This window comes from Streptomyces sp. R11 (assembly GCF_041051905.1).
Classification (GTDB): domain Bacteria; phylum Actinomycetota; class Actinomycetes; order Streptomycetales; family Streptomycetaceae; genus Streptomyces.
This window is the reverse complement of sequence record NZ_CP163432.1, coordinates 1,578,578-1,596,049: the sequence shown is the minus strand read 5'-3', so window position 1 is coordinate 1,596,049 and position 17,472 is coordinate 1,578,578. Positions and strand designations below refer to the sequence as shown.

The following is a 17,472-nucleotide window of genomic DNA, read 5'->3' as shown; positions in this document are numbered from 1 at the left end:
TATTCGCAATGACCGCAGTTGTGCAGGACCTAGATCGGCCCCATGTATCTGGACTAGAGTTTTCCTCATATGTGAGGAGGGGCCACCAATTGGTGACCCCTCCTCACATATGAGCTACTACTCCCAGCCAGTGCATGAATTCAGGCGTCTGTCTCCTTCGAAGCGGGCGACTTCAACTCCCAGACTTCTTATGCCTTGGTTCGATTGTGCGGTTGTGTGCCACGTGTTGCCGGTGCCAGCCCCGTCATACCAGGAACGCCACGGCCAGTTGTGAGGATCGTTGTTGCTGTCGAGAGTTATCAGTCGAACTCGCACATGGTGTCCATCTGCGTTCATGTCGCTGATGCTCAGGCTGACATCGTGCTCCCCGAAAATGCCGGTATCCCAGTATTTGTAGTACATGGCTCCAGAAGCGCCCGTGGTGGTGCAAGTTGCATAACCGTCCGTGACGGCTTGCGCAGTGCCCGTAGTGGCTAGGGTGGCCATGAGCAGGCAGCCTGTGAAGGCCAGTATGGAGCGTCCCCTCATTCTAATTCCTCTTACTCCTTATCTAATTGTGATGACTGGGCGTCGAGTGAAACCGCAACCGGCCGGTGCGATAAATGTTTTTTCTGTCCTATTTTTCCGAAGTGCAAGATAGTGATGTAGATGCCCCGGAAAAATCAAGACCATGATGATGATGTCGAATCTTCATATCGCTGCCAACTGGTGGCGGTCGCGTGATATTCAGGCAAACTGATATCTTTATGGATGATTCTCATGGAGATGCTGTGGTTCATGACAGAGCTAAAAGAGCCGCCGTGCTCGGTTCGCCCATCGCCCACTCCCTCTCCCCGGTACTGCACCGGGCCGCCTACGCGGAGCTGGGGCTGACGGGCTGGTCGTACGACCGGTTCGAGATCGACGAGGCCGCGCTGCCCGGGTTCGTCTCGGAACTGGGGCCGGAGTGGGCCGGGTTGTCGTTGACCATGCCGCTCAAGCGGGCCGTCATCCCGCTGCTCGACGAGGTCACGCAGACGGCGGTCTCGGTCGAGGCGGTCAACACGGTCGTCATGACCGCGGACGGCCGCCGGGTCGGCGACAACACCGACATCCCCGGCATGGTCGCCGCGCTCCGGGAGCACGGCATCGAACAGGTCGACTCGGCGGCCATCCTCGGCGCGGGCGCCACGGCGTCTTCCGCGCTCGCCGCACTCGCCCGCATCTGTACCGGCGAGGTCGTGGCGTACGTACGCAGCGAGGCCCGCGCCGCCGAGATGCGGCAGTGGGGCGAGAGGCTCGACGTCGAGATCCGTACGGCGGACTGGGCCGAAGCGGACCGGGCGCTGCACGCGCCGCTGGTGATCGCGACCACCCCGGCCGGTGCGACGGACGCCCTCGCCGCCGCCGTGCCCGAGCGCCCGGCCACCCTGTTCGACGTGCTCTACGACCCCTGGCCGACCGCCCTCGCGGCTCGCTGGTCGATGTACGGCGGCGCCGTCGTCAGCGGGCTCGACCTGCTGGTGCATCAGGCGGTGCTGCAGGTGGAGCAGATGACGGGCCGAGTCCCGGCGCCTCTTGAGGCCATGCGAAAAGCGGGCGAGCGCGCTCTCGCGAACCGCTAGGATCCGCTGGGTTCCGCAGGGGGCGGAGCGGTTCGAGGGGGAGTACAAGCAGTGTTCACTGGTGTGCCACTGGCGTCCGGTAAGAGCGAAATATTCGAGATCGTCCTGCAGTTCATGCCGGACTGGGTGCAGATCCCGGTGCTCGTCCTGATCGTGCTGCTCGTCGTCGGGTCGTGGGCCTTCAAGCTGAAGCGCAAGATCGACCGTCGGCGTGCGAGGCGCCAGGGGCAGGCCGTTCAGGTGCCGGTTCAGCACGGGCAGGGGCGGGGCGCCGACTATCTGGGCCCTTACGCTCCGCAGCAGCAGCCTCAGCAGCCGAGCGGTGCCGATTTCCTCGGCGCGTACGCCCCTCAGCAGCCCCAGGGCAACCGTCCCGCGTGATCCCCGGCGCTGTCCGGCGGCGGCCGCCGGCCGTCCGTCTGGTGGACCGGCGGCCGGGCACCGGCCCGGGACGTGGGAGGATCGAAGGTGGCGGGCCGGGGCCGCGCACCTGGTCACGCCGTCGACGTACGCGAGGACGCGCGTACGCAGGGCAGTACCAGGGCGCGAGCACTGAGGAGCACCGTTGAGCAGGTTGCGCTGGCTGACCGCGGGGGAGTCCCACGGTCCCGCACTCGTGGCGACGCTGGAGGGCCTTCCCGCCGGCGTGCCGATCACCACGGAGATGGTGGCGGACCACCTGGCCCGGCGCCGACTCGGTTATGGACGCGGTGCGCGCATGAAGTTCGAGCGCGACGAGGTCACGTTCATCGGTGGCGTCCGGCACGGTCTGACGCTGGGATCCCCGGTCGCGATCATGGTGGGCAACACCGAGTGGCCGAAGTGGGAGCAGGTCATGTCGGCCGACCCGATCGACCCCGAGATCCTCGCCGGCCTCGCCCGCAACGCGCCGCTGACCCGCCCGCGCCCCGGCCACGCCGACCTCGCGGGCATGCAGAAGTACGGCTTCGACGAGGCCCGGCCCATCCTGGAGCGTGCCTCCGCTCGTGAGACGGCGGCGCGGGTGGCGCTGGGCGCGGTCGCCCGGTCGTACCTGAAGGAGACGGCCGGCATCGAGATCGTCAGCCACGTTGTCGAGCTGTGCTCGGTGAAGGCCCCGCAGGGTGTGTACCCGACGCCGGCCGACGTCGAGAAGCTGGACGCCGACCCGCTGCGCTGCCTCGACGCGGACGCCTCGAAGGCGATGGTCGCGGAGGTCGACCAGGCCCACAAGGACGGCGACACCCTCGGCGGTGTGGTCGAGGTGCTCGCCTACGGCGTCCCCGTGGGCCTCGGCTCGCACGTCCACTGGGACCGAAAGCTGGACGCCCGCCTCGCCGGTGCCCTCATGGGCATCCAGGCGATCAAGGGCGTCGAGCTCGGCGACGGCTTCGAGCTGGCGCGGGTGCCCGGCTCCAAGGCGCACGACGAGATCGTGAACACACCCGAGGGCATCCGCCGCGTCTCCGGCCGCTCCGGCGGCACCGAGGGCGGCCTCACCACCGGTGAACTGCTGCGGGTCCGCGCCGCGATGAAGCCGATCGCGACCGTGCCGCGCGCCCTGCAGACCGTGGACGTGACCACGGGTGAGGCGACGCAGGCTCACCACCAGCGCTCCGACGTGTCCGCGGTCCCGGCCGCCGGCATCGTCGCCGAGGCCATGGTGGCGCTCGTCCTCGCGGACGCGGTGGCGGAGAAGTTCGGCGGCGACTCGGTCACCGAGACCCGCCGCAACGTGACTTCGTACCTCGACAACCTGGCCATCCGGTGAGCGCAGCACCCGTGGTCGTCCTCGTCGGCCCGATGGGCGTGGGCAAGTCCACAGTGGGGCAGATGCTGGCCGACCGCCTGGGCGTGGGCTACCGGGACACCGACGACGACATCGTCGCCGAGCAGGGCCGGACCATCGCCGAGATCTTCGTCGACGAGGGCGAGCCCGCCTTCCGGGCGATCGAGAAGCAGGCGGTGCACCGGGCGCTCGCCGAGCACGACGGCGTCCTCGCCCTCGGTGGCGGGGCGATCCTCGACGCGGACACGCGTGCGCTGCTGGCCGGCCAGCGCGTGGCGTACCTGTCGATGGACGTCGAGGAAGCGGTCAAGCGCACCGGCCTAAACGCCGCCCGCCCGCTGCTCGCGGTCAACCCGCGCAAGCAGTGGCGCGAGCTGATGGAGGCCCGCCGCCACCTGTACGAGGGGGTGGCCACGGCGGTCGTGGCCACCGACGGCCGTACCCCCGAAGAAGTGACCCAAGCCGCCCTGGACGCACTGGAGTTGAAGGACGTATGAGTGAGGCAGTGACGCGGATCCAGGTCGGCGGCACCGCGGGCAGCGAACCGTACGAGGTTCTGGTGGGCCGTCAACTCCTGAGCGAGCTCGGCGGGTTGATCGGTGAGAAGGCCGAGCGGGTCGCGGTCATCCACCCGGAGGCGCTGGCCGAGACCGGCGACGCGCTGCGGGCCGACCTGGTCGAGCAGGGCTACGACGCGGTCGCCATCCAGGTGCCGAACGCGGAGGAGGCCAAGACCGCCGAGGTCGCCGCCTACTGCTGGAAGGCGCTGGGCCAGTCCGGCTTCACCCGCTCCGACGTCATCGTCGGCGTGGGCGGCGGCGCGACCACCGACCTCGCCGGTTTCGTGGCCGCGAGCTGGCTGCGCGGGGTGCGCTGGATCGCCGTACCGACCACCGTGCTCGCCATGGTCGACGCGGCCGTCGGCGGCAAGACCGGCATCAACACCGCCGAGGGCAAGAACCTCGTCGGCGCCTTCCACCCGCCGGCCGGTGTGCTGTGCGACCTGGCCGCGCTGGAGTCCCTCCCGGTCAACGACTACGTGTCCGGGCTCGCCGAGATCATCAAGGCCGGTTTCATCGCCGACCCGGCGATCCTGGAGCTCATCGAGTCCGACCCCGAAGCCGCCCGCACCCCGGCCGGTCCGCACACCGCCGAGCTGATCGAGCGCTCCATCCGGGTCAAGGCCGAGGTCGTCTCCTCGGACCTGAAGGAGTCCGGCCTGCGGGAGATCCTCAACTACGGCCACACCCTCGGCCACGCCATCGAGAAGAACGAGCGCTACAAGTGGCGGCACGGCGCCGCGGTCTCCGTCGGCATGCACTTCGCCGCCGAACTCGGCCGTCTCGCCGGGCGGTTGGACGACGCGACGGCCGACCGGCACCGCACGATCCTCGAAGCGGTCGGCCTGCCGCTGCACTACCGCTACGACCAGTGGCCCAAGCTGCTGGAGAACATGAAGGTCGACAAGAAGTCCCGCGGCAATCTGCTGCGCTTCATCGTGCTGGACGGCCTGGCCAAGCCGACCGTCCTGGAGGGACCGGACCCGGCCGTGCTGCTCGCCGCGTACGGCGAAGTCGGCCAGTAAGTCCACGAAAAGCGCGCTTCCGTCTGATTCGCCTGTGGCGATGGGCACTTCGGACCGCCCCCGGCCGTTCACCAAAGGACGGCCGGGGGCGGTACCGTTCGGTAGCGAGCGGGTTGTGCCCGCTGCCAGCGCCAATGGCCATGGAAGACGAGACGGAGTGGCACCGGATGCAGCACGCAGTGGGTTCTCCGCTGCCGCCGCCCCACCAGTCGGGGAACGGCTGGTCGCCGGCCGCACAACACCCGGGTCCGCATCACCCGGGCACGCACCAGGGACCCGCCCCGCACCAGGGCTCCGCCCCCGTGCCTCCGCCACCCCCGGCACCGGGCTTCACACCCCCCGGAACACCACCCGGCACTCCCTCCGGACCGGTCCCGCCCGCGCCACCGCACGCCCACGTCCCGCCCGCGCCGGAGACCACGGGCCACGTACCGCTGCCGCCCGGCGGCCCGGTCGGCATGCCGAGCGCCCCGCCCGCCACCGCGGTCCCGGACCCGGCGACCACCACCCTCGCCGTGCTGCTCATCGGGCCGGCCGGCGCCGGCAAGACCAGCGTCGCCAAGTACTGGGCGGACCACCGCCGCGTCCCCACGGCTCACATCAGCCTCGATGACGTCCGCGAATGGGTCCGCTCGGGCTTCGCCGACCCCCAGTCCGGGTGGAACGACAACTCCGAGGCCCAGTACCGCCTGGCCCGCCGCACCTGCGGCTTCGCCGCGCGGAACTTCCTGGCCAACGGCATCTCGTGCATCCTCGACGACGCGGTCTTCCCCGACCGCCCGGTGGTCGGCCTCGGCGGCTGGAAGCGCCACGTCGGCCCCGGCCTCCTCCCGGTCGTCCTGCTGCCGGGCCTGGAGATCGTCCTGGAGCGCAACGCCGAACGCACGGGCAACCGCCGCCTCACCGACGAGGAGGTGGCCCGCATCCACGGCCGCATGGCCGGCTGGTACGGCTCAGGCCTCCCGATCATCGACAACTCCCAACTCGACGTCCCCCAGACAGCCCAAATCCTGGACGACGTACTGGCAAGATCAATCGCCAGCCCCCCGACCTGGTAACCAACGCGACCGGAGCCACCCAGGGGCGCAGGGAACTGCGCGACCGGCCCCGACCGACCCCGCGACGGCACACAACCTCACGCCGCACCCCCCTGACCTGGTAGCCAACGCGACCGGAGCCACCCAGGGGCGCGGGGAACTGCGCGACCGGCCCGCACCGGCCCCGCGGACCGCATACAACCTCACGCCGCCCCCAGAACGGCACCCCACCCGACCCGCACATTCCAGACACCGCCCACTCAGACGCCCTCAACCGGCGCCAACCCAGCGAAGCTCATACGCTCGGGTCATGTCAGAGGTGTACGCCACCCGCCGCTCCAGGCTGAGGGACCGCTGCCAGGCCAGCGGCAGCGCCACCGCGCTGATCTCCCGCCCCGCCAACGTCCGCTACCTCGCGGGCGCCGCCCCGCAGGGCTCCGTGCTGCTCCTCGGCAAGACCGAAGACCTGCTCGTGTGCACCGGCCCGCCCGACGACCGCCCCACGGAGGGCCGCCCCGACGAGGCACTGCGGATCCACGCCCTTCCCGGCCCCGGAGGCGACCCAGCAGTCGCCGCTGCCGACCTCGCTGCGGCGCAGGGAGGTGTCTGCCTCGCCGTGGAGGAACACCACCTCACCGTGGCCCGCCACAGAGCCATCCGCTCGGTCGTCCCGCGCCTGCGCCTCGCCGACCTCGGCGGTGCCGTGGAACAGCTCAGGGTCGTCAAGGACGAGGAAGAGATCTCCTGTCTCCGGATCGGCGCGGAGATCGCCGACCAGGCCCTCGGGGAACTGCTCGAATCCATCCTCGTCGGCCGCACCGAACGCCACCTCGCCCTCGAACTCGAACGACGCCTCGTCGATCACGGCGCCGACGGCCCTGCCTTCGCCACCTCCGTCGCCACCGGCCCGAACGCCGGTCGCCGCGCGCATCGGCCCACCGACCGCCGTGTGGAGGAGGGCGACTTCCTCTCCGTCTGCCTCGGGGCGACGTATCGCGGATACCGCTGCGAGATCGGCCGTACGTTCGTGATCGGTACGTCACCCGCCGACTGGCAGATCGAGCTGTACGACCTCGTCTTCGCCGCTCAGCGCGCCGGACGGGAGGCTCTGGTGCCCGGCGCCGCCTATCGTGATGTGGACCGTGCGGCACGGCAGGTGCTGGACTCCGCGGGGTACGCGCAGGGCCTTCCGGCGCTGACGGGACACGGCGTGGGACTCGAAATCGACGAGGACCCGCAGTTGGCTCCCGCGGCCATGGGTAAACTGGACGCTTGCGTGCCGGTCACCGTCGAACCGGGGGTCCACCTCCCGGGCCGGGGCGGCGTCCGGATCGATGACACGCTCGTCGTTCGCCCCGAGGCGGACGGCGGACCCGAGCTACTCACCATCACGACCAAGGAGCTGCTCGCCCTCTAGGCAGTGGCGTGCCCCGGGGTCGTCCACGTCAGTCCAGGAGATTCCGCAACCGTGGCTTCCACGAACGACCTCAAGAACGGCCTGGTGCTCAAGCTCGAAGGCGGCCAGCTCTGGTCCGTCGTCGAGTTCCAGCACGTCAAGCCCGGCAAGGGCCCGGCCTTCGTGCGCACCAAGCTCAAGAACGTGCTCTCCGGCAAGGTCGTCGACAAGACGTTCAACGCCGGCGTCAAGGTCGAGACGGCCACTGTCGACAAGCGCGACATGCAGTTCTCCTACATGGACGGCGAGTACTTCGTCTTCATGGACATGGAGACCTACGACCAGCTCATGGTCGACCGCAAGGCCGTCGGCGACGCCGCCAACTTCCTGATCGAGGGCTTCACGGCCACCGTCGCGCAGCACGAGGGCGAAGTGCTCTTCGTCGAGCTGCCCGCCGCCGTCGAGCTCGTGATCCAGGAGACCGAGCCGGGTGTCCAGGGCGACCGCTCCACCGGCGGCACCAAGCCCGCCACCCTGGAGACCGGTCACCAGATCAACGTCCCGCTCTTCATCACCACCGGTGAGAAGATCAAGGTCGACACCCGCACGAGCGACTACCTCGGCCGGGTGAACAGCTAAATTGGCTGCCCGCAACACGGCCCGCAAGCGCGCCTTCCAGATCCTCTTCGAGGGTGACCAGCGCGACGCCGGAGTCCTGACGGTCCTCGCGGACTGGATCCGGCTCTCCCGGGACGACACCCGGCAACCGCCGGTGAGCGAGTACACGATGCAGCTGGTCGAGGGCTACGCGCAGCACGCGCGGCGCATCGACGATCTGATCGCTCAGTACGCGGTCGGCTGGACGCTGGACCGGATGCCGGTCGTGGACCGCAACATCCTGCGTCTCGGCGCGTACGAGCTGATCTGGGTCGACGAGACCCCGGACGCCGTCGTGCTGGACGAGATGGTGGCGCTGGCGAAGGAGTTCTCCACGGACGACTCGCCCTCGTTCGTCAACGGCCTCCTCGGTCGGCTCAAGGACCTGAAGCCCACGCTGCGCCGCGAGGAAGCGTAAGGGTTTCGACCGAAGACGCCGGAGGGCCCGCAGCAAGGATGCTGCGGGCCCTCCGGCGTTCCCTGTGCCACTGGGACCCCTTCAGGCCCGCAGAACGCCGCCGGGGCGGCCGGAACCGCAAAGTTCCGGCCACCCCGGCGGCACGTTTCTTCTCAATGGGCTCAACCCGTGGAGCGCTCAGCTCTCCTCGGCGTGGGAGACCGCGCGACGCGCGTCCGCGTCCAGCACGCCCCAGCTGATCAGCTGCTCGGTGAGGACCGAGGGGGACTGGTCGTAGATGACGGCGAGTGTGCGCAGGTCGTCCTGGCGGATCGAGAGCACCTTGCCGTTGTAGTCACCGCGCTGCGACTGGATCGTCGCGGCGTACCGCTGCAGGGGGCCTGCCTTCTCGGCGGGTACGTGGGCAAGTCGCTCCAGGTCCAGGACCAGCTTCGGCGGCGGCTCGGCGGCCCCGCCCGGCGTGGTGCCCGGCAGCAGCTCCTGCACCGGAACGCCGTAGAAATCCGCCAGCTCGGCGAGGCGCTGCACGGTTACGGCGCGGTCTCCGCGCTCGTACGAACCGACCACGACGGCCTTCCAGCGTCCCTGGGACTTCTCCTCGACACCGTGAAGGGAAAGGCCCTGCTGGGTGCGGATGGCCCGGAGCTTGGCCCCGAGCTGTTTGGCGTATTCGCTGGACATATAGCTCCCCGGCACTGGGTCGACGCGACGTGGCTTGGGTTCCATGCCGCGCGGTTGGTAACTCACTGTGAGGTTACGCAGCGTTACTCTGGCGCGTCAAGCCGAATGGTCCACACCGACGCTTCCGTGCTATCGGTGACCGATTGGGCCAAGTGGGTGACAGGGGGTGCCTCACCGGCCTGCTACGGTGGACGACGTAAACCAGACGTCCTTTAAGGTCCGTCCCGTGAGGCGGAGAAGGAGGTCCCTTTCGTATGGACAGGCAACAGGACACGCAAGCGTCCGATGCCCGGCCCGTTCTCGAAGGCCCTGACATCGCGCGGGTGTTGACCCGCATCGCCCACGAGATCGTCGAACGCGCCAAGGGCGCCGACGACGTGGTGCTCCTCGGCATTCCGACCCGAGGTGTCTTCCTCGCCCAGCGGCTCGCCGCCAAGCTCGAGGAGATCACCGACCGGAAGATCCCGGTCGGTTCGCTCGACATCACCATGTACCGCGACGACCTGCGCATGCACCCGCCGCGCGCGCTGGCCCGCACGGACATCCCCGGTGACGGCATCGACGGCCGGCTGGTCGTCCTCGTCGACGACGTCCTCTTCTCGGGCCGCACCATCCGCGCCGCCCTGGACGCCCTGAACGACATCGGGCGTCCGCGCGCGGTGCAGCTCGCGGTGCTCGTCGACCGAGGCCATCGCGAACTGCCCATCCGTGCCGACTACGTCGGCAAGAACCTCCCCACGTCGCTGCGGGAGACGGTCAAGGTCCAGCTCGCCGAGGAGGACGGTCGCGACACCGTGCTGCTCGGTGCCAAGCAGACCTCCCAGTAGCGCCCACGGCGTACGCCGCTGTCGTACGCCCGCTCAGTGCGCGCTAGCGCGCACCCGTCTGCCCCGCTGGGCCTCCTGGGGGACATCCCCCGGACACCCCGGATCCTGACTTAACTGCCTTACGGAGCCTGACAGATGCAGCGTCATCTCATCTCGGCCGCCGACCTCACCCGCGACGACGCCGTCCTGATCCTCGACACCGCCGAGGAGATGGCCCGGGTCGCAGACCGGCCGATCAAGAAGTTGCCGACCCTGCGCGGCCGGACCGTCGTGAACCTCTTCTTCGAGGACTCCACGCGCACGCGTATCTCCTTCGAGGCCGCCGAGAAGCGGCTGTCGGCGGACGTCATCAACTTCACCGCCAAGGGATCCAGCGTGTCCAAGGGCGAGTCCCTGAAGGACACCGCCCAGACCCTGGAGGCCATGGGCGTCGACGCCGTCGTCATCCGGCACGGCGCCTCCGGGGCGCCCTACCGCCTCGCCAACTCCGGCTGGATCGACGCCGCCGTCATCAACGCCGGTGACGGCACCCACCAGCACCCCACCCAGGCCCTGCTGGACGCCTTCACCATGCGCCGTCGGCTGGTCGGCCGGGACGCCGGGATCGGACAGGACCTCGACGGCAAGCGCATCACGCTCGTCGGCGACGTCCTGCACAGCCGGGTCGCCCGCTCCAACGTCGACCTGCTGCACACCCTCGGCGCCGAGGTCACCCTCGTCGCGCCGCCGACCCTGGTGCCGGTCGGCGTCGAGACCTGGCCCTGCGAGGTGTCGTACGACCTCGACAGCACGCTGCCCAAGACCGACGCGGTGATGATGCTGCGCGTACAGCGCGAGCGCATGAACGCCGCCTTCTTCCCGACCGAGCGCGAGTACTCGCGGCGCTACGGCCTCGACGGCGACCGCATGGCGCGGATGCCCGAGCACGCGATCGTGATGCACCCCGGCCCGATGGTGCGCGGCATGGAGATCACCGCCGAGGTCGCCGACTCCGAGCGCTGCACCGCCATCGAGCAGGTCGCAAACGGAGTCTCCATCCGGATGGCCGTTCTGTACCTGCTGCTCGGCGGCAACGAGCCCGCCGCCACCCACACCCGTACCGAGGAGAAGTAAGACACATGAGCAAGATCCTTATCCGTGGTGCGAAGGTGCTCGGCGGCGAGCCGCAGGACGTCCTGATCGACGGCGGGACCATCGCCGAGGTGGGCGCCGGTCTGAGCACCGAGGGCGCCGAGGTCGTCGAGGCCGCCGGCAAGGTGCTCCTGCCGGGGCTCGTGGACCTGCACACCCACCTGCGCGAGCCCGGACGCGAGGACTCCGAGACCGTGCTGACCGGCACGCGCGCGGCCGCCTCCGGCGGTTTCACGGCCGTCTTCGCCATGGCCAACACCTTCCCGGTCGCCGACACCGCCGGCGTGGTCGAGCAGGTCTACCGGCTCGGCCAGGAAGGCGGCTACTGCGACGTGCAGCCCATCGGCGCCGTCACCGTCGGCCTGGAGGGCAGGAAGCTCGCCGAGCTGGGCGCCATGCACGACTCGGCCGCCGGTGTCACCGTCTTCTCGGACGACGGCAAGTGCGTCGACGACGCCGTGATCATGCGGCGGGCCCTGGAGTACGTGAAGGCCTTCGGCGGCGTAGTCGCCCAGCATGCGCAGGAGCCGCGGCTGACCGAGGGCGCCCAGATGAACGAGGGCGTCGTCTCCGCCGAGCTGGGGCTCGGCGGCTGGCCCGCGGTGGCCGAAGAATCGATCATCGCCCGGGATGTCCTGCTCGCCGAGCACGTCGGCTCCCGCGTCCACATCTGCCACCTGTCGACCGCCGGGTCCGTCGAGATCGTGCGCTGGGCCAAGTCCCGCGGCATCGACGTCACCGCCGAGGTCACCCCGCACCACCTCCTCCTCACCGACGAGCTGGTGCGCAGCTACAACCCGGTCTACAAGGTGAACCCGCCGCTGCGCACCGAGCGTGACGTGCTCGCGCTGCGCGAGGCCCTCGCCGACGGCACGATCGACATCGTCGCCACCGACCACGCCCCGCACCCGCACGAGGACAAGGACTGCGAGTGGGCCGCGGCCGCCATGGGCATGGTCGGCCTGGAGACCGCGTTGTCAGTGGTGCAGGAGACCATGGTGGACACCGGGCTCCTCACCTGGGCCGGGGTCGCCGAGCGCATGTCCTTCAAGCCCGCGCAGATCGGGCAGGCGAAGGGGCACGGGCGTCCCGTCTCGGCTGGTGAGCCCGCCAACCTCACGCTCGTCGACACGGAATACCGTGGGTCCGTGGACCCCGCGGGCTTCGCCTCGCGCAGCCGCAACACTCCGTACGAGGGGCGTGAGCTGCCGGGCCGTGTGACGCACACGTGGCTCCGGGGCAAGGCCACGCTCGTCGACGGGAAGCTCACGTGACACCTGCAACACTGCTCGCAGCCGGAACCGGACTCGCGGCCGAACAGAAGTCGGCCGACGTGACCGACTGGGCCGCCCGCATCGGCTGGGTCGTCGGACTCGCCCTCTTCGTCGCGCTCGTCTACTGGCTGATGCGCGAGGGCTGGAAGTGGCGCGGCACGCTCCAGGGCGACCTGCCCGAGCTGCCCAGCGCGCCGGACGAGGCCGGCCCGGCGAGACTGAGCATGAGTGGCCGCTACCACGGCTCGACCACCGCCGGTCAGTGGCTGGACCGCATCGTGGCCCACGGCCTCGGTACCCGCAGCCGGGTCGAGCTCACCCTCACGGAGGCGGGACTGGACGTCGTACGCCCCGGCGCGACCGACTTCTTCGTCCCGGTCTCTCAGCTGCGTGAGGCCCGGCTCGACAAGGGCATCGCCGGCAAGGTCCTGACCGAGGGCGGACTGCTCGTCGTGACCTGGGCGCACGGCGAACGGCTGATCGACTCAGGGTTCCGCTCGGACCACGCGGCCGAGCACAACGAGTGGGTCGACGTCATTAACTCCATGATCAAGAACAACAGCACGGAAGGCGCCGAACGATGACGACCTCCATCCAGGGGACCGCCTCGCAGAGGCACAAGGCGGCTCCCGCCGTACTCGTCCTGGAGGACGGCCGCATCTTCCGCGGCCGTGCCTACGGGGCCGTGGGGGTGACCTTCGGCGAGGCCGTGTTCTCCACCGGCATGACCGGCTACCAGGAGACCCTCACAGACCCGTCGTACCACCGCCAGGTCGTCGTGATGACCGCCCCGCACGTCGGCAACACCGGCGTCAACGACGAGGACCCCGAGTCCAAGCAGATCTGGGTCGCCGGCTACGTCGTGCGCGACCCCGCGCGCGTGCCGTCCAACTGGCGCTCCCGGCGCTCGCTGGACGACGAGCTGCGCCACCAGGGCGTCGTCGGGATCTCCGGCATCGACACCCGCGCGCTCACCCGCCACCTGCGCGAGCGCGGCGCCATGCGCGTCGGCATCTTCTCCGGCAACGCGCTGCCCGACGAGGGCACCATGCTCGCCGAGGTGCGCCAGGCCCCCGAGATGAAGGGCGCCGACCTCTCCGCCGAGGTCGCCACCAAGGAGGCGTACGTCGTCCCCGCGATCGGCGAGAAGAAGTTCACCGTCGCCGCCGTCGACCTCGGCATCAAGGGCATGACCCCGCACCGGATGGCCGAGCGCGGCATCGAGGTGCACGTGCTGCCCGCGACGGCGACCGCCGAGGACGTCTTCGCCGTGAACCCGGACGGCGTGTTCTTCTCCAACGGCCCGGGCGACCCGGCCACCGCCGACCACCCGGTCTCCGTGATGCAGACGGTCCTGGAGCGCGGCACCCCGCTGTTCGGCATCTGCTTCGGCAACCAGATCCTGGGCCGCGCGCTCGGCTTCGGCACCTACAAGCTGAAGTACGGCCACCGCGGCATCAACCAGCCGGTGCAGGACCGTACGACCGGCAAGGTCGAGGTCACCGCGCACAACCACGGCTTCGCCGTGGACGCCCCGACCGACCAGGTCTCCGATACCCCCTACGGCCGCGCCGAGGTCTCCCACGTCTGCCTCAACGACAACGTGGTGGAGGGACTCCAGCTCCTCGACCGCCCGGCCTTCAGCGTCCAGTACCACCCCGAAGCGGCAGCCGGCCCGCACGACGCCGCCTACCTGTTCGACCGCTTCGTATCCCTGATGGAGGGCCAGCGTGCCTAAGCGCACCGATATCCAGTCCGTCCTGGTCATCGGCTCCGGCCCGATCGTCATCGGCCAGGCCGCCGAGTTCGACTACTCCGGCACCCAGGCGTGCCGCATCCTGCGCGCCGAGGGCCTGCGGGTCATCCTCGTCAACTCCAACCCGGCGACGATCATGACCGACCCGGAGATCGCCGACGCCACCTACGTCGAGCCGATCACCCCCGAGTTCGTCGAGAAGATCATCGCCAAGGAGCGGCCGGACGCGCTGCTGCCCACCCTGGGCGGCCAGACGGCCCTCAACACGGCGATCTCGCTGCACGAGGCGGGGACGCTCGAGAAGTACGGCGTCGAGCTGATCGGCGCCAACGTCGAGGCCATCAACAAGGGCGAGGACCGCGACCTCTTCAAGGAGGTCGTGGAGGCCGTCCGCGGCAAGATCGGGCACGGCGAGTCCGCCCGCTCGGTCATCTGCCACTCCATGGACGACGTCCTCGCGGGCGTCGAGACGCTCGGCGGCTACCCCGTCGTCGTCCGTCCCTCCTTCACCATGGGCGGCGCCGGCTCCGGCTTCGCGCACAACGAGGAGGAACTGCGCCGCATCGCCGGCCAGGGACTGACCCTGTCTCCCACCACCGAAGTGCTCCTGGAGGAGTCCATCCTCGGCTGGAAGGAGTACGAGCTGGAGCTGATGCGCGACAAGCACGACAACGTCGTGGTCGTCTGCTCCATCGAGAACTTCGACCCGATGGGTGTGCACACCGGTGACTCGATCACCGTCGCGCCCGCGATGACGCTGACCGACCGCGAGTACCAGACTCTGCGCGACATCGGCATCGCCGTCATCCGTGAGGTCGGCGTCGACACCGGCGGCTGCAACATCCAGTTCGCGGTGAACCCCGAGGACGGCCGGGTCATCGTCATCGAGATGAACCCGCGCGTGTCGCGTTCCTCGGCTCTGGCCTCCAAGGCCACCGGCTTCCCGATCGCCAAGATCGCGGCCAAGCTGGCCGTCGGCTACACGCTCGACGAGATCCCGAACGACATCACCCGCGAGACCCCGGCCTCCTTCGAGCCGACCCTCGACTACGTGGTCGTGAAGGCCCCGCGCTTCGCCTTCGAGAAGTTCCCGCAGGCCGACTCCACCCTGACCACCACCATGAAGTCGGTCGGCGAGGCCATGGCCATCGGCCGCAACTTCACCGAGGCGTTCCAGAAGGCGCTGCGTTCCCTGGAGAAGAAGGGCAGCCAGTTCACGTTCGTCGGCGAGCCCGGCGACAAGATCGCGCTGCTCGAAGAGGCGGTCCGCCCGACCGACGGTCGGATCAACGCCGTCATGCAGGCCATCCGCGCGGGTGCCACGCCCGAGGAGGTCTTCGAGTACACGAAGATCGACCCCTGGTTCGTCGACCAGCTCTTCCTCATCAAGGAGATCGCCGACGAGCTCGCCGAGGCCCCGGAGCTGACGCCGGACCTGCTGGCCGAGGCCAAGCGGCACGGCTTCTCCGACGTGCAGATCGCCGAGATCCGCGGGCTGCGCGAGGACGTCGTGCGGGAGGTGCGGCACGCGCTGGGCGTCCGCCCGGTCTACAAGACGGTCGACACCTGCGCCGCCGAGTTCGCCGCGCAGACGCCGTACTTCTACTCCTCCTACGACGAGGAGACGGAGGTCGCCTCCCGCGAGAAGCCGGCCGTCATCATCCTGGGCTCCGGTCCCAACCGCATCGGCCAGGGCATCGAGTTCGACTACTCCTGCGTGCACGCCTCCTTCGCGCTGAGCGACGCCGGGTACGAGACGGTGATGGTCAACTGCAACCCGGAGACCGTCTCCACCGACTACGACACCTCCGACCGGCTGTACTTCGAGCCGCTGACGCTGGAGGACGTCCTGGAGATCGTCCACGCGGAGCGGCAGGCCGGCCCCGTCGCGGGTGTCGTCGTGCAGCTCGGTGGCCAGACCCCGCTGGGGCTGTCGCAGGCGCTGAAGGACAACGGCGTGCCGATCGTCGGTACGTCCCCGGAGGCCATCCACGCGGCCGAGGACCGCGGCGCCTTCGGGCGCGTCCTCGCGGAGGCAGGCCTCCCGGCGCCGAAGCACGGCACCGCGACCACCTTCGCCGGCGCCAAGGCCATCGCCGACGAGATCGGGTACCCGGTCCTGGTGCGGCCGTCGTACGTCCTCGGCGGGCGCGGCATGGAGATCGTCTACGACGAGACCCGGCTGGAGTCCTACATCGCCGAGTCGACCGAGATCAGCCCCTCGCGGCCGGTCCTCGTCGACCGGTTCCTCGACGACGCGATCGAGATCGACGTCGACGCGCTCTACGACGGCCAGGAGCTCTACCTCGGCGGCGTCATGGAGCACATCGAGGAGGCCGGCATCCACTCCGGCGACTCGGCCTGCGCGCTGCCGCCGATCACGCTGGGCGGGTTCGACATCAAGCGCCTGCGGGCCTCCACCGAGGCCATCGCCAAGGGCGTCGGCGTGCGCGGCCTGATCAACATCCAGTTCGCGATGGCCGGCGACATCCTGTACGTCCTCGAAGCCAACCCGCGCGCGTCCCGTACGGTCCCCTTCACCTCGAAGGCGACTGCGGTGCCGCTGGCCAAGGCCGCCGCCCGGATCTCGCTCGGCGCGACCATCGCCGAACTGCGGGCCGAGGGGCTGCTTCCGGCGACCGGCGACGGCGGTGAGCTGCCGCTCGACGCGCCGATCTCCGTGAAGGAGGCCGTCATGCCGTGGTCGCGCTTCCGCGACATCCACGGCCGCGGCGTCGACACCGTCCTCGGCCCGGAGATGCGCTCCACCGGCGAGGTCATGGGCATCGACTCCGTCTTCGGCACGGCGTACGCCAAGTCGCAGGCGGGCGCCTACGGACCGCTGCCGACGAAGGGCCGCGCCTTCATCTCGGTCGCCAACCGGGACAAGCGCTCGATGATCTTCCCGGCGCGTGAACTGGTCGCCCACGGCTTCGAGCTGCTCGCCACGTCCGGCACGGCCGAGGTGCTCAAGCGCAACGGCATCAACGCCACGGTCGTGCGCAAGCAGTCCGAGGGCACCGGCCCGAACGGCGAGAAGACCATCGTCCAGCTCATCCACGACGGCGAGGTCGACCTCATCGTCAACACGCCGTACGGCACCGGCGGCCGCCTCGACGGCTACGACATCCGTACGGCGGCCGTGGCGCGGTCGGTTCCGTGCCTGACGACGGTTCAGGCGCTCGCCGCCGCCGTTCAGGGCATCGACGCCCTCAACCACGGTGACGTGGGCGTCCGTTCACTCCAGGAACACGCGGAACACCTGACCGCGGCCCGCGACTAGCAGCCGACGAGGGGGACACCGGAAACGGTGTCCCCCTCTTCATGAGGACACCGAC

Annotated in this window: 16 protein-coding genes; 15 read left to right on the top strand and 1 reads right to left on the bottom strand. The window is 69.7% G+C overall.

What is annotated here, in order from left to right; all coding sequences use genetic code 11:
- Nucleotides 1-746 precede the first annotated feature (746 nt).
- The 9 genes from AB5J55_RS07225 (at nt 747) to nusB (ending at nt 8,465) form a co-directional block, all read left to right on the top strand.
- Nucleotides 747-1,604, top strand: a complete 858-nt coding sequence (locus tag AB5J55_RS07225) for a shikimate dehydrogenase (RefSeq protein ID WP_369276118.1) — start codon at nt 747-749, stop codon at nt 1,602-1,604.
- Between the two features lie 51 nt (nt 1,605-1,655).
- Nucleotides 1,656-1,985 (top strand): hypothetical protein, encoded by a 330-nt coding sequence (locus AB5J55_RS07220; RefSeq protein ID WP_369269858.1) that lies wholly within the window; start codon nt 1,656-1,658, stop codon nt 1,983-1,985.
- Nucleotides 1,986-2,169: 184 nt separating this feature from the next.
- Complete coding sequence (gene aroC, locus AB5J55_RS07215; RefSeq protein WP_369269857.1) at nt 2,170-3,354, top strand: chorismate synthase; 1,185 nt, start codon at nt 2,170-2,172, stop codon at nt 3,352-3,354.
- 32 nt (nt 3,355-3,386) lie between these two features.
- Nucleotides 3,387-3,869: a shikimate kinase gene (locus AB5J55_RS07210; RefSeq protein ID WP_328884544.1), complete on the top strand. Its 483-nt coding sequence runs from the start codon at nt 3,387-3,389 to the stop codon at nt 3,867-3,869.
- Entirely contained in the window at nt 3,866-4,957 is a 1,092-nt protein-coding gene (gene aroB, locus AB5J55_RS07205) for a 3-dehydroquinate synthase (protein ID WP_369269856.1), read from the top strand. Before AB5J55_RS07210 ends, aroB begins: the two co-directional genes overlap by 4 nt.
- A gap of 167 nt (nt 4,958-5,124) precedes the next feature.
- Complete coding sequence (locus tag AB5J55_RS07200) at nt 5,125-6,015, top strand: Pro-rich N-terminal domain-containing protein (RefSeq protein ID WP_369269855.1); 891 nt, start codon at nt 5,125-5,127, stop codon at nt 6,013-6,015.
- Between the two features lie 289 nt (nt 6,016-6,304).
- A complete protein-coding gene (locus AB5J55_RS07195) occupies nt 6,305-7,411 on the top strand; it encodes an aminopeptidase P family protein (RefSeq protein ID WP_369269854.1) in 1,107 nt (368 codons plus the stop codon).
- Nucleotides 7,412-7,462: 51 nt separating this feature from the next.
- Entirely contained in the window at nt 7,463-8,029 is a 567-nt protein-coding gene (efp, locus tag AB5J55_RS07190) for an elongation factor P (RefSeq protein WP_328428997.1), read from the top strand.
- Between the two features lies 1 nt (nt 8,030).
- A complete protein-coding gene (gene nusB / locus AB5J55_RS07185; RefSeq protein ID WP_328882897.1) occupies nt 8,031-8,465 on the top strand; it encodes a transcription antitermination factor NusB in 435 nt (144 codons plus the stop codon).
- A gap of 177 nt (nt 8,466-8,642) precedes the next feature.
- Here nusB and bldD read toward each other — a convergent pair whose 3' ends face one another.
- Nucleotides 8,643-9,146 (bottom strand): transcriptional regulator BldD, encoded by a 504-nt coding sequence (gene bldD / locus AB5J55_RS07180; protein ID WP_004002691.1) that lies wholly within the window; start codon nt 9,144-9,146, stop codon nt 8,643-8,645.
- 254 nt (nt 9,147-9,400) lie between these two features.
- On the opposite strand from bldD, the gene pyrR reads away from it, so the two are divergent.
- The 6 genes from pyrR to carB all read left to right on the top strand — a co-directional run bounded on the left by pyrR (nt 9,401) and on the right by carB (nt 17,417).
- Complete coding sequence (gene pyrR / locus AB5J55_RS07175) at nt 9,401-9,973, top strand: bifunctional pyr operon transcriptional regulator/uracil phosphoribosyltransferase PyrR (RefSeq protein ID WP_328882898.1); 573 nt, start codon at nt 9,401-9,403, stop codon at nt 9,971-9,973.
- Nucleotides 9,974-10,108: 135 nt separating this feature from the next.
- Nucleotides 10,109-11,086 (top strand): aspartate carbamoyltransferase catalytic subunit, encoded by a 978-nt coding sequence (locus AB5J55_RS07170; RefSeq protein WP_369269853.1) that lies wholly within the window; start codon nt 10,109-10,111, stop codon nt 11,084-11,086.
- A 5-nt stretch (nt 11,087-11,091) separates the two neighbouring features.
- The gene (locus AB5J55_RS07165) at nt 11,092-12,378 is read left to right on the top strand and encodes a dihydroorotase (protein ID WP_369269852.1); all 1,287 of its coding nucleotides are present in this window, start codon (nt 11,092-11,094) and stop codon (nt 12,376-12,378) included.
- A complete protein-coding gene (locus AB5J55_RS07160) occupies nt 12,375-12,962 on the top strand; it encodes a hypothetical protein (RefSeq protein WP_369269851.1) in 588 nt (195 codons plus the stop codon). The genes AB5J55_RS07165 and AB5J55_RS07160 overlap by 4 nt, the downstream gene beginning before the upstream one ends.
- Nucleotides 12,959-14,116 (top strand): glutamine-hydrolyzing carbamoyl-phosphate synthase small subunit, encoded by a 1,158-nt coding sequence (gene carA / locus AB5J55_RS07155; RefSeq protein ID WP_369269850.1) that lies wholly within the window; start codon nt 12,959-12,961, stop codon nt 14,114-14,116. The genes AB5J55_RS07160 and carA overlap by 4 nt, the downstream gene beginning before the upstream one ends.
- Nucleotides 14,109-17,417 carry a carbamoyl-phosphate synthase large subunit gene (carB, locus tag AB5J55_RS07150; protein WP_369269849.1) on the top strand — a complete coding sequence of 1,103 codons (3,309 nt, stop codon included), beginning with the start codon at nt 14,109-14,111 and terminating at the stop codon, nt 17,415-17,417. The genes carA and carB overlap by 8 nt, the downstream gene beginning before the upstream one ends.
- Nucleotides 17,418-17,472 lie beyond the last annotated feature (55 nt).